Annotated in this window: 16 protein-coding genes; 6 read left to right on the plus strand and 10 right to left on the minus strand. The window is 69.7% G+C overall.

Annotated elements, in window-relative coordinates:
- Positions 1 to 270 precede the first annotated feature (270 nt).
- The 3 genes from Asi03nite_RS26330 to Asi03nite_RS26340 are packed head-to-tail and all read right to left on the minus strand — an operon-like array spanning position 271 to position 3844.
- On the minus strand, positions 271 to 522 hold the full coding sequence (locus Asi03nite_RS26330; RefSeq protein ID WP_239102928.1) for a hypothetical protein: 252 nt from the start codon (positions 520 to 522) through the stop codon (positions 271 to 273).
- A gap of 29 nt (positions 523 to 551) precedes the next feature.
- On the minus strand, positions 552 to 1253 hold the full coding sequence (locus tag Asi03nite_RS26335) for a hypothetical protein (RefSeq protein WP_203683141.1): 702 nt from the start codon (positions 1251 to 1253) through the stop codon (positions 552 to 554).
- Positions 1250 to 3844, minus strand: coding sequence for an FtsK/SpoIIIE domain-containing protein (locus Asi03nite_RS26340; protein ID WP_203683142.1), 2595 nt, complete (start codon positions 3842 to 3844; stop codon positions 1250 to 1252). Before Asi03nite_RS26340 ends, Asi03nite_RS26335 begins: the two co-directional genes overlap by 4 nt.
- Before the next feature lie 505 nt (positions 3845 to 4349).
- Here Asi03nite_RS26340 and Asi03nite_RS26345 point away from each other — a divergent pair.
- A complete protein-coding gene (locus Asi03nite_RS26345; RefSeq protein WP_239102929.1) occupies positions 4350 to 4781 on the plus strand; it encodes a hypothetical protein in 432 nt (143 codons plus the stop codon).
- Positions 4782 to 4785: 4 nt separating this feature from the next.
- Here Asi03nite_RS26345 and Asi03nite_RS38050 read toward each other — a convergent pair whose 3' ends face one another.
- The 7 genes from Asi03nite_RS38050 to Asi03nite_RS26375 form a co-directional block, all read right to left on the minus strand.
- Entirely contained in the window at positions 4786 to 5388 is a 603-nt protein-coding gene (locus tag Asi03nite_RS38050; protein ID WP_239102930.1) for a hypothetical protein, read from the minus strand.
- Entirely contained in the window at positions 5388 to 6509 is a 1122-nt protein-coding gene (locus tag Asi03nite_RS26350; RefSeq protein ID WP_203683143.1) for a M23 family metallopeptidase, read from the minus strand. Before Asi03nite_RS26350 ends, Asi03nite_RS38050 begins: the two co-directional genes overlap by 1 nt.
- Positions 6506 to 6988 carry a hypothetical protein gene (locus Asi03nite_RS26355; protein ID WP_239102931.1) on the minus strand — a complete coding sequence of 161 codons (483 nt, stop codon included), beginning with the start codon at positions 6986 to 6988 and terminating at the stop codon, positions 6506 to 6508. Before Asi03nite_RS26355 ends, Asi03nite_RS26350 begins: the two co-directional genes overlap by 4 nt.
- Before the next feature lie 64 nt (positions 6989 to 7052).
- The gene (locus Asi03nite_RS26360) at positions 7053 to 9062 is read right to left on the minus strand and encodes an MFS transporter (protein WP_203683145.1); all 2010 of its coding nucleotides are present in this window, start codon (positions 9060 to 9062) and stop codon (positions 7053 to 7055) included.
- Position 9063: 1 nt separating this feature from the next.
- The gene (locus tag Asi03nite_RS26365) at positions 9064 to 12345 is read right to left on the minus strand and encodes an ATP-binding protein (RefSeq protein ID WP_203683146.1); all 3282 of its coding nucleotides are present in this window, start codon (positions 12343 to 12345) and stop codon (positions 9064 to 9066) included.
- A 31-nt stretch (positions 12346 to 12376) separates the two neighbouring features.
- Positions 12377 to 12739, minus strand: coding sequence for a hypothetical protein (locus Asi03nite_RS26370; RefSeq protein WP_203683147.1), 363 nt, complete (start codon positions 12737 to 12739; stop codon positions 12377 to 12379).
- Between the two features lies 1 nt (position 12740).
- Complete coding sequence (locus Asi03nite_RS26375) at positions 12741 to 13037, minus strand: hypothetical protein (protein WP_203683148.1); 297 nt, start codon at positions 13035 to 13037, stop codon at positions 12741 to 12743.
- A gap of 364 nt (positions 13038 to 13401) precedes the next feature.
- On the opposite strand from Asi03nite_RS26375, the gene folP reads away from it, so the two are divergent.
- From folP to Asi03nite_RS26400, 5 genes are all read left to right on the plus strand, one after another.
- Complete coding sequence (folP, locus tag Asi03nite_RS26380; protein ID WP_203683179.1) at positions 13402 to 14211, plus strand: dihydropteroate synthase; 810 nt, start codon at positions 13402 to 13404, stop codon at positions 14209 to 14211.
- A 67-nt stretch (positions 14212 to 14278) separates the two neighbouring features.
- Positions 14279 to 14644, plus strand: a complete 366-nt coding sequence (gene folB, locus Asi03nite_RS26385; protein ID WP_203683149.1) for a dihydroneopterin aldolase — start codon at positions 14279 to 14281, stop codon at positions 14642 to 14644.
- A 76-nt stretch (positions 14645 to 14720) separates the two neighbouring features.
- Positions 14721 to 15248 carry a 2-amino-4-hydroxy-6-hydroxymethyldihydropteridine diphosphokinase gene (gene folK / locus Asi03nite_RS26390; RefSeq protein WP_203683150.1) on the plus strand — a complete coding sequence of 176 codons (528 nt, stop codon included), beginning with the start codon at positions 14721 to 14723 and terminating at the stop codon, positions 15246 to 15248.
- Positions 15245 to 15778, plus strand: a complete 534-nt coding sequence (locus Asi03nite_RS26395) for a DUF3180 domain-containing protein (RefSeq protein ID WP_203683151.1) — start codon at positions 15245 to 15247, stop codon at positions 15776 to 15778. The genes folK and Asi03nite_RS26395 overlap by 4 nt, the downstream gene beginning before the upstream one ends.
- Positions 15779 to 15904: 126 nt before the next feature.
- Positions 15905 to 17134 (plus strand): ABC transporter permease, encoded by a 1230-nt coding sequence (locus tag Asi03nite_RS26400; protein WP_203683152.1) that lies wholly within the window; start codon positions 15905 to 15907, stop codon positions 17132 to 17134.
- Positions 17135 to 17147: the final 13 nt, after the last annotated feature.

Consider the following 17147-nt stretch of genomic DNA (forward strand, 5'->3'; position numbering starts at 1 on the left):
TGGCGCTTTTCGTCTGTCCGGGCCGCGACATGGTCCGCGAACCGCCCCGCTGGCGCTTTCGCCGCGACCTGGAGCCGTGGGCCGTCCCGCGCCGGCGTTCATCGGCCGGCGGGCGGGGGCCGATGACCCCGTGGTCCCCCGCGCCGGCGTTCGTCGACCCGCAGGCGGGCGCGGCAACGCGAACCGTGGACCACTGCGCGCACGCGCTCCTCGGCCGGAGCAGCGGCCCCGGCGTACGACCGGAAGCTCCTGAATTCGATCTCGAATGGTTCAGATCATGCTGCGGAACTGGTTCGCCGAGTCCATGGCGGCGCGGGTCAGCTGGACCGCCTCGTCAAGCCGGGTGCGGGCCTGCTCCAGGTGCGCGATGGCGGCCGCGGCAGCCGGATGGAACGAGCCGATCGAGGTCAGGCGGAGCAGCGCCAGCGACTGGTCGAGCTGATCGGTGACCACCTGGATGCCGACGATCGCGCGGTCCGCGCCGTCCACCGAGGCGGCGATGTTGACCTTCACTTCTTCCACGTTCGCCAATGCGGCGGTCCTCTCGTGAGTCAGCCCAGCAGCTGCTGCAGCCCGACACCCATGCAGGTGAGCAACACCGGGGTGAGGCAGGTGACGATGCCCAGCACCGGCGTGCGGTCTACAGGCGGGGCGCCCGGCTCGTTCTCAGCGCCCCAGACGAAGCCGATGGTGGCCCAACCCAGGCCGAAGGCCAGCAGCGGCATGCTGAGGCCGCACAGCAGGGTGTACGTGGGCAGCGAGCCGCTCGGGGCCACCAGGTAGAGGATGATCTGGACGAAGAGCACGGCGGCCGCGAACGGGCCGTACACCAGCAGGTTGCGCGCCCACGGACGGCCGGAACCGGCCGGAGCCGGACCGACGAACGCGTGGTCGGCGGCGTCCGCGGTCGCCCGCGCCTGCCGCAACGCGGAAAGAACGGCGGCCGGTCCGCCGGTCACCGCGGCCAGAGCGGCGGCCCGTTCGCCCTCCAGGGGCATCAGATCCACCTCCGGTACGCGGAAGTCGCGCACCAGCCTCGCCCGCTGCGGAGCGAGTCGCGCCCGCACCGAGGCCAGCTCCTGGCGGGCGGTGGTGATCGTCGCCGCCTGCTCGCCGGCCACCGTGCTGGCGGCCCGGCGCACCGCGTCCAGCTCACGCGCCGCGGCCAGATAGGCGGCCCACGGACCGTCGGGCGGCGGACCGGCCTGGGCCGGCACGAGACCGCTCTGCTGCGCCTGCTCCGGCCCGGTCATGAGTTGTCGCCCTCCGGCTGCACGAACGGGACCACGGTGACCGTGCGGTCGGTGTGCCTGTCGTGCAGCAGCGCCCGGTTCGGCCTCGGCTGCCAGTCCACCGGCCGGCCCAGCATCAGCGTGACCTCCGACTGCGGAACGTTCAGGAAGAGCAGGCCGGCCACGTCCTCCCGGCCCATGCTGCCGCCGGTCTCCTCGGTGAACCGGCGCACGCCGCGCCACCAGGACAGCAGATGCCCACCGCGGCCCGGCCCGGACCGCAGCAGCTGCCGCAGGCCGCTCAGGCCACCCGGCGGGGCGGCGTCCATCCCGAACACCACCCGGTACCCCGGCTGGTCGGAGGCGAGCTCGGCATCCAGCCCGGCGGCGTCCACCACGACCACCTCCTGCCGGTGGGCGATCTCCGCGGCCAGCGCCGCGGCCAGCGCGTCACCCTCGGCGACCAGCGAGGCGATGACGAAGCGGGCGGTGCGCGGCGCCAGGCAGGCCGCCACGCTGCGCGCCGCGGCGTCCAGCACCTCCGCCCCGGCCGCCTGCGAACCCAGGATGGCCAGGTGCCGGCCCGGCGACGAGTCCAGCGGGAACGCGGCGGTCGACAGGCTCACGTCGATCATCCGCCCGACCAGGGCGGTCGGTCGGCTGGCCCGGCCGGCCAGCGCCGCCCGGTACGTCGGGTCGTCGGCCAAGTGCTGGTGCGCGTAGCCGGCGAAGATCCGCGGCGGGATCGCCTCCGGATCCCGGGCGCCCCACAATTTGTGACGCAGATCGCTGAGCAGTCTCTGATCGGCATGCGGATCCGGGAAGCGAACCACCCGTTCGTGTCCACGCGTGGCGCCCCGGGGGCCGCCCAGACCACCCGCCGTGTTCACCACCGCGCTGCCCAGGGGCAGCCCGGCCGCCGAGTCGTTGGTCGGCTCCAACACGTCCCCGCCGCCCGGCAGCGCGATCCGCACCGGGAACTGGCCGAAGATCGAGTCCCGCTTGGCGTAGAGGGCTTCCACGCCGAGCACCGTCTGACTCGCCAGGACCAGATGGATCCCGTACGACCGGCCCTTGCGCGCCAGCGACTCGAGCAGGCCCACGGCCTCGGCCGCCGTCGGATCGTTGCCCGCCAGCAGCACCTGGAACTCGTCGACGACACAGAGGACCCGCGGCAGCGGGCGGCCACGGCCCTCCTCGGCCGCGACCGCGCGCAAGTCGGCGAAGCGCGACACGCCGGCCCGCTTGTACGCCATCGAGCGGCGGCCCATCTCGGCGTCCAGCTCGCGGAGAACGGCCAGGCCGTACTCCCGGTCGGACTCGACGCCGACCGCCCGGGCATGCGGCAGCCAGGTGCGGTCACGGCGGGTCGGGACGAACTCGGCGAAGGACACGCCCTCCTTGAAATCGAGCAGGTAGAGGGCCAGCTCATCGGGGGAGTAGCGGGCGCCCAGCCCGTACAGCACATTGATCAGGAAGGCGGTCTTGCCGGCGCCGGAGCGGCCGCCGACCATCCAGTGCGGGGTCAGGTCGTTGAACCTCAGCACCAGCGGCACGTCGCCGTGATGCCCCACCACGGTCTCCACCCCGCCGGACGCGTCCGCCGACCACAGCTCCTCGGCCGCCTCCGGCAGCAGGTCGGCCAGCGTCACCCGGGAGGTCGCCGCGGTGTGCGCGGCCAACTCCTGACACACCCCGTCCACCAGGTGCGGCGGCGGCTCCTCGTCCAGGAAGACCGGCGCGTTCAGCCAGGGCGCCTCCGGCGTCGACCCGAACGAGCCACCGGGCGGGTCGCCGACCACCGCGAACGGGTTCCGCACCGAGATCGCCGTGGTCCGCGGGAGCGGCGCCTGAGTCGTCTCCGCGGTGAGCGGCGGAGGCGGCCAGCCGGCCACGATCAGGTACAGCCCGGAATCCGGCCCCTGCTGCGCGAGCGCCGCGATCCGGCGCAGCTCCTCACCCTCGGTCATCTCCGGCAGGCTGGCGATCACCACCAGCAGCATGCGGTCCCGCCCGGGGCGCCGCTTCACCCCGCGGGCCGGGCGCAGCCACTTCTCCGCCTCGGCCAGCACATCCCGCAGCCCCCGCCGGTCGGTGGCCGGGGGTGACATCAGCCCGGCGTCGAAAAGCTCCTCGAACGGCTGGAACACCAGGCCGCCGCCCACCCCGTCCACGGTGCGCACCAGCAGCGACCCGGCCGGCGCGGCCGCGAGCATCCGCAGCAGCAGCGACCGGATCAGCCCGAACACCCGAGGATCGGTGGCACTCGCGTCCACCGTGAGGTGACCCACCCCGAGCAGCGGGACGATCGCCGGGAAGCGCACGTCGTCGAGCGGCTGCGCCACCCCGATCCGCACGAACTGCGGGGTCTGCCCGTCACCGAGCGGCGCCTGGCGGGTCAGGGCGTCCAGAGGCGCCCCGAGCCAGCCCGGCGCCACCTGCGCCGCGGCCACCCGCAGCCGCTCGGCCAGCCGGTGCTGCTCCCGGGAGTCGCCGGCGCCCGGGGCATAGGTTTCCAGCGCGGCGGAGGCCGCGTCCGCTGTCGCCACCGCCTGCCGGTGCAAAGCAGCGGCCTGCCGGACCCGCAGAGCCGAATCCGCCACTGCTGTCACCTCCTGTCGCGCGCATAAAACCTATCCCAGACCAGCGAGGGTCCACACAATGCGGTCCCGTTGGCCCGGTCCCGTGGTGCCCGCCGGTGTGTCCTATCAGGAGCGGGTGATCTTTGGTACGGGTGGAGGGCTTGCGGGGTTCGGGAGATTTGGTGCTCGCCCTGCCGTGATGGTCCGGGGAAGACGAATTAGTGTCGTATGTATGCAGCCGCGTGAGCCGGAGCCCGAAGTCGGATCAACGTCGTCGGGGATACCCATGGGGCCTGGCGAATCGGCGTGGCCGCAGGTGCCCTCCGCGGGCTCGGGTGCGCCTCAAGGGCCTCAGCCGGTCGGTAATCCGCAAGCGCCTCCGCTGGCTGGCGTGCCGGCGGGTTCGACGCTGGACTCTGATGTCTCAGGGGCGCCGACAGTTCACGGGCAAGGTGCGATCGCTTCCGGGCTGGCAGGTATGGGATCTGGTGTACCGCCACGGCGTGGTGGTCGTCTGCGGAGTCGGCGAGCTCGTTTGTGGCTGGCACTGGCAGGCGGGGTTCTGGCAGTCCTTTGCTTAGGCGGCGTCGGCGTGCTCGTCTCTCTTTACGACGACGCCACCGAAATAAAGCGAACTGACCCGAATATAGTGTTGGTGGAATTTCTGGGCGCCTATCTGACCGATCGCGATGATCAAGAAGCTGAACTGTATTCCTGTAAGGCTGGCGTTGAATTTAGCCAGTTAAGGGAATTTCGCGATGAGGTCAAGCGGGTCGAAGTGAATTATTCTGTCGGTATTGTGGTGGCATGGAAAAATCTTAGTATTCAGGTTCTTGGCAATCGCGCCACCGCCAGAGTGGACATTGTGCGGACGATATCTGGCGGCGGTGAAGAGACATTTGATCCATGGAAGTTTGAGATGTCCGATGAAGATGGATGGAGGGTCTGCTCCGCTGATCCGGCTTAATGGATCATTCCATCCATAGTAGAGCAGCGGCGACCTCCAGTGTTTGCGGGACTCTCCCGCTCCAAGCCCATCGGTACCAGTCGAGTTCGATGCAAACTCGGGCGCAAATGTCACCCTTCTCGCTGGTATATAGCTCAGTCGTTGCACGTAGGTCCCGCTGCTCGCCGCCGTCGTCAAGCAACCTGACCGCGCGTCGGCCTGTTATGGACCCTGCTTGTTCCGCTGGCCTTGCTGGCCGTCGAGGCGGTTCATCGAGCGAGACTAACTCAATTTCAGGTGAGACGGCTGATCCTCGTGGAACTGGGACGCCAAGGTCTTCCACCCAGACTCGATCGACTGGAACAAGGGCGGCAAAAACTTCAGTTTGCTCGGACTCCGCTCGATACCATTCTGATTCTGGCATCACTGGTACGTACGTCCGGCTTCCTTGGATAACTTTTTCGTCGGCGCGAAGGTCACCCCGCCAGCCGAGGCCGGGGAGTCCTATAAGGATGCGGCGGCCGCGTAGATTGCCGGTCATAGTAGCCGGAACGGGCAGGATTGGACGGGGCGGATCGAGCTTCCAATAATCCTGTCCTTTGAATGGATCATCGAAAGGTTCGCTCATCATCCTGCTTGGCCCAATGGTGCGCCTTGTTTTTGCATGAATGAGATTGGGTTCGTTGCACCGGCTTTTGACCGATCGTTGTTGTAATGAACTTCGAAGTGCAAGTGTGGGCCCGAGGAGTTACCGCTCGTGCCGACCCGGCCGATAACCTGACCGGCCGTCACCTTCTGGTTTACCTTGACGAAGGGGCGCTGCACCATGTGACAGTACCGGGTCATAACGTTCCCGGCGTGCTGGATCTCCACCATCCAGCCACATCCGCCCTTGCCCGGATACCCGTCGACATCGCAGGTCTTCCGGCCCCTGAAGTCCTCGTCGCACTTCACCACCGAGACGATGCCGCTCGCTGCCGCGACGATCGGCGCGTATCGCGCGACCATCAGGTCCACGCCCTGGTGGTTGGGTCGTTCCGGGCTGCGGAAACCGCTTCCGACTTCGGCCTTCACCGGGTTCGTCCAGCCGGATGCGGCGACCTGGCCAGCTCGGGCGCAGGTCATCGACACCGAGTTCCCGACCGCGTTCGCCGCTCCGTGAGCCAGCATGTTCACGATTTGCGTGGCTGCCGGCTCATGTTTGGCGTACGCGTCCGGATAGGCGCTGATCTGGACCGCCTGCGCCGCCCGGGTCAACGACATGTTCTCCCAGCCGCGGATCGTCTTGAGCTTCTTGTAGAACTTCGTGGCGGCGTACTCCGGATCCTGCACCTGTTTCGGCGTCCCCCAACCGGAGCTGGGCCGCTGCTGGAAGAGCCCGAGCGAGTCGTGGTCGTTGCGGGAACCAAGGTTGCCGAGATTGACGAGTCGGGACTCCTGCATCGAGGTGGCCACCGCGATGACCCAGGCGCGGGGCGGCATCTTCATCTTCGCGCCGACATTGATGATGATGGCCGCGTTCTGCATCTGCTGGGCGCCGTACTGCCGGACTTTGGGAAGTTTGGCATTTGCGGCGACCGGCCCGCGCTCGCCGCAGCCGTAGGCGGCGGCGTTCATATCGGTTCGATCCGCTTTGTTGCTGAGCTCACCGAAGAGGAGCACCGCGACGCTGCCGCCGCAGCAGATCAGGGCGAGTGTCGTGACCAGCGCGACCAGGAGAACAGCCTTGCGGGGCCGCCGGAGAGTCACGCCGCCTCCCAGTCGATGCCGTCGACCAGCCAGTGGCCGTCCGGCGCGATCAGCCGGAGGCTGAGTCTGCCGGTGTTCATCGTGACAATCGCGTTGACCTGGGTGTCATTGACGACATCAAGAGCAGGACGGCCGATCACCTGGTCGGCGGGGACACCGGCCGGGTCCACCCCGCGAAGCTGATCCGCGAGGTCGGTGGTGGCGTTCGGTAGCAGGCGATCGAGCCACTTCTTCGAGGTGACACCGGTGTGGCTCACCCAGGCGGAGGCGAACGCGTAGGCCACCTGCTCCGGCTCGGCCCGCCCAGGGCTGGTCTTCGGGCTCGGCGGCGGCTCCGAGGAGACGATGCTGTCGTCCTCCGACGGGTCGATGCTGATTGCCGGCGCGGGCGACCCCAACCCGACCGGCGATTCCGATCTGCCGTCCGACAGCAGCCGCCCGATACCGACGATGGCCAGCACGATGGCGACCAAGACCAAGGCAACGCCCCATCGCGTACGGAAGAGAGCGTTGAGCCCACGCGTGACTATCCCGGCCATGCGATCACCTCGCCTCGGAACGCACCCGAGGGGTGACCGGCTCCTGGGTGGTGGCACCCGTCTCCGGCCGGTAGATCGTGTACGACGTCGGCTGCTCGGCTACGTCCGGCTCGGTCCAGTCGGTACGCCGGGTCCGGGGTCGGGCCTGAGCCGGCCGTCCACCGCCGCCGCTGTTGCCACGGCCGCCGGTGTCGCCGGGCGAATCCGCCGCCGGCCTCTCGTCCCGGACCGACTCGTTGCCGTCCGGGCGGGTGGGCACCGGCAGCCTGGAATCCTTGTGGGAGGTTCCGGTGCCGTGAGTGGAGTCACCGCGAGAGGCGGCCGAGTGCGCCGGATCCTCCAGCCGGGCCTCGGGCCGCATGTTCCGCGGCTCGACGAAGACCGTCCGGCCGTCCTTGCCGAACGTCGGCTCACGAGTCCCACCGCCGTCGGCGATCTCCAGCTTCGCGGCCTCACGCATGTCGCGGAAGAACCGTCGGTGCCACGAGCCTCCGGAGGCGATCTCAGCAGCGCCATCCTTACCGCCCAGCTGAGTGATGCGGCGATACGGCCGAAGCAGCAACCAGCCAACCACACCACACAGCCAAACCAGAACCACCTGCAGCCACCCAGGAAGGGTCGCCGTGTTCATGATCAGATCGACAGCGAAAAGATAAATAGCTGCACCGGTGCCAAAGATGGCGATATTGAAGATCGCTGCAATGACAGCGTTTCCGAGACGGCGAATTCCTGCACTGGCCGGGCGTAGAAGGCCGACTGTTCCTAGAATCGGGACAGCGATTACGGCCCATCGAAATATTAGGAAACCTAGCAGCACCAGGAGGGAAGCAGTGAGGTCGAACATTGCAAACATAAGTGCAGCGAGCGCGGCAATGAATCCGGACCCGATTCGTTCCATGCCGTTGGTTCCTTGCAGGTACTGGTACGCCTCGGGATCCTCGGTGTTAATTTGTGCTGCAATAACTTTCCATTGATTCTTCTTGCGTTCGATCAGGGCTTCCCGGATGGCGGGATTTTTCCGGATTTCCTCGGCTTCGTCCCATCGAAGTGAATGGGCGCTGTAAAGGGCGAACCCGTACTTCTGTGCCGTTTCGCTGTCCGCCGATCCAAGAACGCCCCGAAGCCAGTTCCGGTAGAGCATCGTCTCGGTCGCCGTGTCACTGGCTCGTACCGCTGGGGGTCGCTTGTCTGTACACGCGTCTGCTTTGCCGAGTTTGCAATCAGTCCCCGAGTTTGCGCTCTGAGGTTGAGGGCCAATTGCGCCGTGTATCACGCTTAGGGATGTAACAAGACTCTGGTCCGCCAGGTTGGCTGAACGCACAGGCCAAGCCGCTATAGCTGTAACGCCGACCATAACGAGGACCGCCCAACCGGCAGTTGTTGTAGCTGCCCCCATGTCCGCTTGCCGGGAACGCCAGAGTAGGTACATGCCCACGACCGCGAGAGTGACCACCCCGAAGACTGTAAAAACCTTCTCATAAACAGCCTTGGTGGCCTGCTCTACAAGTGTGTCTGCCCATCCCCAGAGCGACTGCGGATCCCAGGCTCGTTCACGGAGTGCATTCGATGCGCCAATAATTGCAGTTGCAACCATGAACTCGCCATCAGCGATGGTTGATTCGGCTCGTGAGTCAGCCTCGGTGACAATAGCGGCGCATCCGCCATCCTGATCGTAGCTCGGGAAGCTGTATCCGGCGTATCCGTATAGTGTGTACATGCCCTTCGGGCCCGGTTCGCTCGATGCTGCTGGCCTCTCCGCGAACCAGCCTGCTAGGCCTGAATCAGGGGTACTGGGGGTGGGTGCCTTTTCGCATTTTGCCTTGTCGCCAACGGCCGTCGTGAGCCGGTTGACGCACTGATTGACATCCGCTTTCCACTCTTCCAAGCTGCAGGGTCCTGCTGGTGCTTTGGCAGGCGTTGCGTAGGCGCCTGTCGGTGCCGCCACTGCCCAGGCGATTGACGCCACCACCATCATGACCAGGGCCGAAAACAGTGCCACCCCCCGCCGCACCATCTCAAACCTCCAGGTCGGACGGAAGCGGCACCACCGAAGGCGCCGCAGCTCCAGGCGTAGTGTCCAGGTGCTCCAGCAACCCGTCGACATACGAGACGTCGACGCGGACCTTCTGGACCCGCCCGTCCACGTCCCGCATCACGAATTCCCGGAAGCCCAAGCGGTTCTGGGACGACGTGTCGACCTGGGACAGGGAGGCCAGCGTCGCCTCGTAGCCGTCGTGGACCGGGACCCGTAGCAGGCGCAGGGCCTCGGAGGCGATCTCCTGGTCCTCCGCGATCCGGCCGACGAACACCGTGGAGACCAGGTTCTGCACGTCGAGGCCGAGGATGTCGCGCGGGTTCTGGGAGGCGACCAGCGCCGCGAGGTTCCACTTCCGGGAGTCCCGGGCGAGCCGGACCAGGAACGAGCGGCCGGAGCGCCAGCCTTCCATGAAGTGTGCCTCGTCGAGGCCGACCATCTTGCGGGACGACATGGAGCCGCCGTAGCAGCGCCGCACCGCGAGCCGGTGCGCGGTGTGCAGCATCGGCAGGGCCAGGGACTCCTCGGCCGACCAGTATTCCCGCTCGATTTTGAGGTCGGGAAGGCGCAGACCGGCCATGGTGATCACGGTGAGGGCGGCGTCGGCGCCGAGCAGGTGCTGCGGCGGGCGGCCGAAGAAGAGCAGCGCGAGCGGCATTTCCGCGGTGTCCAGCAGGAGGTTGGCCAGTTCCCGGCCCTCGTCGTCGTCCAAGCCTTGCAGGGTGGCGACCACGTCGTCGAGCGTGGATGTCTCCTCGGCCGGCACCTGGCGCACCGCGTGGCGCAGCAGCGTCGCGGTGGACGCCTCCTTGGCCACCTGGGGTGGCACCAGCATCGAGCAGATGTCCTGGACCAGCATGCGGCGCTCGGCGCGGGCGTTGGAGACGGCGATCTCGAACTCCCGGTCGCCGCCGGGGCCGGTGGAGAACTCGGAGCGGACCGGGGTGGGGATCAGCGCGTAGGGGGCCAGGGTGCCCTGTTCGGAACCGGTCAGGTTCAGCACCCGGCTGTACGGCCGCAGCTCCGGCATCTGGCACAGCCGGGCGAGCGGCCCGGACGGGTCGAGCAGGGTGACCTGGACGCCGCGTCGGGCGTTCAGGTATCCGAGCGCGCCCATCAGCGTCGACTTGCCACCGCCCGGCTCGGCCACGAAGACGCCGAGCCCGGAGCGTTCCCGTACCTCCATCGGGAAGTGCAGGTCGAGGAAGACGGGCCGGCGGCAGGTGCCGGCGGTGCGCCCGATCAGGTCACCGCGCCGGTCGCCGACCGTGGAGGCGGCCTGCGGGAGGGCGGCGGCGAGCAGTTTGACCGGCATCCGGCGGACGTAGCCGGTGTTGGCGATCGGCTCGCCCGGGATGAACTCGCGGGCCAGCTGGTCCTGATTCTTCGGGTGCTGCAGGGAGATCCGCAGTTCCCGGGAGTAGAGCTGGATCAGCCGGCGGGCGCGCTCGAGGCACTCGTCCCGGTTAGCGCCGCTGACCGCGATCCGGTGCCAGCCGTGTGCCCGTGCCGAGTCGGTGGGCAGGCCGGTGGTCATCTCGTCGCCGATCACCAGCGCGCGCTTGGCCAGCCGCTCCAGTTCCGGCGGGGCGTCGATGCCGTGCTCGGCGTAATCCAGTTGCTGCGAGCGGATCATCCGGAGCCGGTGCTCGAGGTTCTTGAACGAGCTGTTCGAGCCGAGGATGTCGATCCGTGAGGAGAGCTCCATGGGCCACGGCAGCCGCTCGTGGAAGTGCATCCACGGCTCGTGCCGCTCGGGAATCTCCAGCGGCTCCATCCGGCCCACCGAGAGCACCGCGACGTGGCGTTCCTCGCCGGTCATCCGGTTGACCAGCTTGACCGTGGAACCGTACGGCGTCCGGTAGCGCTCCACCTGTTCGGTGAGGGCGAGCAGGTCACCGGTCTCCCAGTGGCCGTTGGAGACCGGGGAGAGCAGGCCGGGCGGCGCCATGCCGAGCGCCACCGAGCGGAACAACAGCCACTCCAGCTCCTGCGGGGTGACCCGCCGGCCGCGCATGCCGAACGCGTTGAGCACCTCGTCGAACTGCTCGACGGTGCGGCCCAGCTTGCGCCGCTCGTTCTCCGAGGTGCCGCGGCCGAACGCGCGCAGGATCCGCTCGGCGAACGTGTCGCCGAGCGAGCGCCGGGCGAACGTCACGCCGAGGTACGTCTGGCCCTCCGCGTGGTTCACCGAGAGCAGGTGCCGCTGCGCCGCGACCAGGTGGTCCGACCAGGACGTCGCGTTCTGCACGTCGGGCAGCGGCTTGGTGGTGAACGAGTCGACCGTGCGGGCCCATTCGTCGGCCGGGAACGGCCGGGTGGTGCGCCGCAGGTGCAGGCGGAACCCGGCCAGCCCGGCGTACTGCTCGGAGATCGCGCTGAGCAGCGCCTCGCGCTCCGCGTCGGGCCGGAACGCCCAGCGCACCTCGGGCAGGTAGTACCACGCCGTCACGGTGCTCTGGGTGAACGTCAGGTGCCCGGCGATCTCGCTGATCGCCAGCTCGATCGACGGGTCGCGATCGCTGAACTTGAGCTTCTGCGGACGCAGCGGCGCCGCCTTCGGAGCCTTCGGCTCCTTGCCGCGCCGCTTCGCGGGGGATTTCTCGGTACGCCGGGCCGGCGCCTTCTCCGGCACGGGCACCGGGAGCGGAGCCGGGGCCGGCGGCAGGCTGGGAGCCGGCGCCTGGCGCGGGGGCGCGACCGGGGCGGGTTGTGGCGGCAGGCCGGGGGCCGGCGCCTGGTGCGGCGGCGCGACCGGAGCGGGTTGCGGCGGCCACTCGTCGTACTGCGACCAGTCGTCCTCGTCCACGGCCCCAGCGGGGTGGAAATCAGTGCTTGTCCCGGCCGATTCCGGGTAGAAGTCAGCTTCCGGCCCGACCGGCGCCCGGGTGAATCCCGAGGGCGACGGGGCGGCGGGCAGCGGCGCCGGCCCGGAGCCGTTGGCACGACGGCCGTTGGCGGGCGCCGGTTCCGCCGGTGGATCACTCGGACGGGTGGCTGCCGGGCTGCCGGTGCCGCCGAACAGGTCGAGGAACGGGGAGTCGATGTCCAGTGTGGTGTCGACAGGCGTGCCGGTGTGCGACCGGGGCGTGTGGGGCGCCTGGAACACGCCGACGCCGCCGTGTCCGGGCGCGGCGACCAGCTCCTCGGCTTCGTCAAGGGATCCCGCCGAGGAGTAGCTGTCCGAACGCACACCGTTACTCTGCCTGCCCGGCATGGGCGCACCCGCGCGGGGATGCCCGGGCGGAGGGGTCGTGGTCATGCGTGAACACCGCCGAGGATGGCCGAACCGGTCATACCAACTCCTCCCGAACCCGGATGCGAGTGGCGACAAGTCTGGGGTCGCGGCGCTCCACGGCGGGCTCGCGGGTGCGGCGCCAGTCGGTCAGCGCGGTGCGGATGACGACCCGGGCCGGCCGGTCCGGGTCGACGTGGCGGAACACGTACGACGTCGTCACCATGGCCAGCGAGATCTCCCAGGCCGGGAACGGGTCGAAGTCGAGCGTGATCAGGTAGTGCAGGACCATGAACACTGGCACCAGCACGACGAACATGCCGTACTGCGCGTACGGCAGGTGGATGGGCAGCGTGTACCCGGGCGGGCCTAGGTAGACCAGGCGAGCCCGGTAGATGTCGTCGTCGGTCCGGAGCCGCATCTCAGTTGAAGATCAGCTTGATCAGGTAGTCGCCGACGAAGAAGAGCGTCGCCGCCCCCGCGATGAACGCCAGGCCGACGATGGCGATCGCCGAACTGGTGAGCACTTTGGAGACCTCGCCGCGGCTGGCCCGGCCGATGAAGATCACGCCGAGCACCGCGAGCAGGATCGGTGCGATGTTCTTCGCGAAGAAGGTGACGATGCCCGAGGTGTTGATGCCGGTGGGCTCCGCCGCGGCGGCGAGCACAGTGCTCTGGAGCGCCGTCGCGACCTGACCGGCGAGCTCAGTGGCGATCATCGGTAAACCTCCCCGTGTCCGGTATGGGGGGTACGGACACGCTGCAGTTGTGAAGCCGTTCGGCAACGCCCATATCGTGCTGCCTGTAGCTCACCACGTCGAGTGAGCCGTTCGGGCACTGCCATGCTCGTCTGCTCTCTTCGGTCACTTCATGATGCCCAGTTCCGAAGAGTACGGCTCGTACTTGCGGGCAACAAGCGTCCGTTTCGTTACCCAAGGTGAAGGAGTGGATGAATGAGAGTGATCACGCCATCGTACACCTGTTCGAACCACCCTGGCCCCGTACCCTCGACGGGTGCGCACTCCGCCGACAGAAGCCCAGGTCACCGCCGCTGACCTGCTGAACCGGGATCACCCGGTCGTGATGGGGGTCCTGAACGTCACCCCCGACTCCTTCTCCGACGGCGGCCGTCACACCGGGCTCGACGCCGCCGTCGAACATGGCATTTCTCTGTTCCGGCAGGGCGCGGACATCGTCGATGTCGGTGGCGAGTCGACCCGCCCCGGCGCGGAACGTGTCGACGCGGCCACGGAGACCGCCCGGGTCGTCCCGGTCATCGAGGGCCTGGCCGCCGCCGGCGTGCCGCTGAGCGTCGACACCACCCGGGCCGCGGTGGCCGAGGCCGCCCTGGCGGCCGGCGCCATGGTGGTCAACGACGTCTCCGGTGGCCTGGCCGATCCCGGCATGGCGGCGGTCGCCGCGGCCGCCGGCTGCCCGTGGATCCTGATGCACTGGCGCGGGCACTCCCGCGACATGCAGCGCCTGGCCACCTATCAGGACGTGGTCACCGAGGTCCGCGACGAGCTGCGGGGCCGGGCCGACGCCGCGATCGCGGCCGGCGTCGACCCCGGGCGGATCATCCTCGACCCGGGCCTCGGCTTCGCCAAGAACGCCGAGCACAACTGGGCCCTCAGCGCGCGCCTCGACGTCCTGATCGAGCTCGGCTTCCCGGTGCTCTTCGCCGCCAGCCGCAAGACCTACCTGGGCCGGCTGCTGGCCGGCCCGGACGGCACGCCGCGCCCGGTCGGCGGCCGCGAGGCGGCCACCCTGGCCACCTCCCTGCTGGCGGCCGCCGCCGGCGCCTGGGGCGTCCGGGTCCACGAGGTCCGGGAGACCGTCGACGCGCTGGCCGTCTGGCGCGCCACCGGCTCGCCCCGGCTCGCCCGGATGTGAAGATCGAAGACCGATCGGTGGTACGGCGGCGGAGCCGGCCCGGCTACGAACGGACAGGAGGATCCGGGTGACCGGACGGATCACGCTGACCGGGCTGCGCGCCCACGGCCGGCACGGCGTCTACGGCTTCGAACGCGAGCAGGGCCAGGACTTCGTCGTCGACGTCCGCCTCGACCTGGACCTGAGCCGTGCCGCCGGCAGCGACGACGTCGCCGACACGGTGCACTACGGCGAGCTGGCCACCGCGCTGGTCGGCGTGCTCACCGGCGAGCCGGTGAACCTGCTGGAGCGGCTCGCCGACCGGCTGCTCGACGTCTGCCTGGCCGATCCGCGGGTGTCCGCCGCCGAGGTCACCGTGCACAAGCCGCAGGCGCCGATCCCGCACGAGTTCGCCGACGTCGCGGTCACCCTGCGCCGGGAGCGGACGGCGTGACCCGACGGTGGCCACGGGTGGCGGACGGCGGCGACCCGGACTTGGCCCGGGCGAGCGTACGGAAGGCGGGCGCCGCATGAGCCGCGCGGTTCTTTCCATCGGCAGCAATCTGGGTGACCGGCTGGCCCACCTGCGGGCCGCGGTGACGCTGCTCGGCGGCAGCGCCCGGCAGGTCTCCGGCGTCTACGAGACGCCTCCGTGGGGCGATCCGGACCAACCGGCGTACCTCAATGCCGTGGTCATCGCCCAGGACCCCGCCGCCACCGCCCACGACTGGCTGGAGCGCGCCCGGGCCTGCGAGACGGCCGAAGGCCGCGAGCGGGACCCGGCGCGCCGGTTCGGCCCACGCACCCTGGACGTCGACGTGATCACCGTGTGGGACGCCGACGGTCGGCCGGTGTTCCGCGACGACCCCGAGCTGACCCTGCCGCATCCGCGCGCCCACCTGCGCGCCTTCGTGCTGCGCCCCTGGCTCGACCTGCGGCCGGACGGCGCCCTGCCGGGGCACGGCCCGCTGGCCGCGCTGCTCGCCGCGCCCGGACTCGCCGCGGATGTCGCAGCGATGACGTCGCGTCCCGATCTGTCGCTAGAGTCGATGGGGTGAGCGCCAACCCCGACGGTTCCCCGAACGGGCGCCGGACCGACCCGTCACTCCAGCCGACGAGCGTCTCGGCTCTGGTGCTCGCCGCGCTGGTCGGCGCCGCCCTGGGCTGGCTGCTGCTCGGCTACAACGAGCTGTTCTACCGGCTCACCCCGCTGCCCTGGACGGCGGCGGTCGTGCTGTTCGTGCTGGCCCTGGCCGAGGCCTTCCTGGCGCAGAACACCAGCGCCCGGATCCAGCGCAAGCCCGGCGCGCCGCCGGTCGAGCCGCTCGCGGTGGCCCGCTACGTGGCGCTCGCCAAGGCGTCCTCGCTGGTCGGCTCGCTGACCGCTGGCTTCTCCGCGGGGATCCTGATCTGGCTGGTGATGGAACCGACCGAGTCGGCCCGGTCGGACCTGCCGACGGTGGCGACCACGCTGGTCGCGGCGGTCGCGCTGATCGGCACGGCGCTCTGGCTCGAGCGGGCCTGCCGGGTGCCGGACCGGCCCGACCGGGAGGACGACGACGACCTCCGGCGACCCGGCCGGCGTTGACGTCCGTCAAAGCCATTCGCGCTCTGAACTGAGGCCATGTCGTATCCGTATCCTGGGCGGCGGGTGACCTGACCCGGAGTAGCGTGCGCCTCGAACCGCTGTTGGGGGCGTAAGGAGGCGCGGAGCATGGCGTACGACGACACGACGTTCCGCCGGCCCGGCGAGAGCAGCGGCGAGACCGATCCGGCAGCGTATCGTCGTCGCGTCCAGCTCGACGACACCGCCGGCGACAGCACCCTGGACCAGTCGCTGACCGCCCCGGTGGGCGCCGCGGCCGAGGAGGACGGGCCGGACCGGCTCGGCGTGCACCTGGGCTGGGAGGTCGTCCTGCTGGTCGGCGCCGCGGTGCTCGGCTTCCTGCTCTGGCGGGAGAGCCCGGCCGCCGTGCAGCGTCCCGCGCTCGACGGCCTGCTGGTCACCGGCGCCGCGATCGGCCTGATCACGCTCGGCGCCGGGCTGTCCCTGCGGGCCGGCGTGCCCAACCTGGCGATCGGCCCGATCGTGCTGGCCGCCGAGTTCCAGTTCGCCGAGAACGGGGACAAGGGCATCCTGCCGGCGCTGGTCCCGGCGCTGATCGTGGCGGCGGCCGGCGGCCTGGTGGTCGGCCTGCTGATCCTGGTGCTGCACGTGCCCGCCTGGGCGGCCACGCTGGCCGCCGCGCTCGGCGTGGTCACCTTCGACCAGCTGCGGGTCGACGCGGTAGCGGTGCAGGGCGACTGGGAGCCCACCGACCGCGCGTTCCTGCTCTTCGGCGGCTTCGCGGCGCTGGCCGTGCTCGGGGCCGTGCTCGGCGCGGTCGGCCCGGTGCGCCGCTTCTTCGGCCGGATGCGCCCGGTCGGCGACCCGGCTGGCCGGCGTGGCGCCGCGGTGGTGCTGCCGGTGCTGGTCGCCCTGATCGGCTCGTCGGTCTTCGCGGCCGGCGCCGGGGTGATCCTGGCCGCCCAGACGACCGACCCGATCCGCCCCGGCACCGGCCTGGAGTGGACCGGCATCGGCCTGGGTCTGGCGCTGCTCGGCGGCACCAGCGCCTACGGGCGCCGCGGCGGCATCTTCGGCACCCTCTTCGCGGTCATCGCGCTCACCCTGTTCCTGGACTACCAGGACCGCACGGATCTGCGGATCTCGCTGTTCGCGATCGCCGGGGCCATCTTCGCCGGCGGCCTGATCGCCACCCGGATCGTCGAGTCGTACGGCCGGCTGGCGAGCGCCGCTGGCCCGCAGGAGTGGAACGCCGCCCCCTCCGGCGGCCTGGACAGCGCCAATTGGTCGCCGACCCGCCCGGAGACCTGGAACGCACCGGCCCAGCCGGCCCGCAGCGACCGCTGGGACGACGGCCCGTGGGGGGCCACCCGCTGAACGTATGATTTCC

It is taken from the genome of Actinoplanes siamensis (genome assembly GCF_016862395.1).
Taxonomy (GTDB): domain Bacteria; phylum Actinomycetota; class Actinomycetes; order Mycobacteriales; family Micromonosporaceae; genus Actinoplanes; species Actinoplanes siamensis.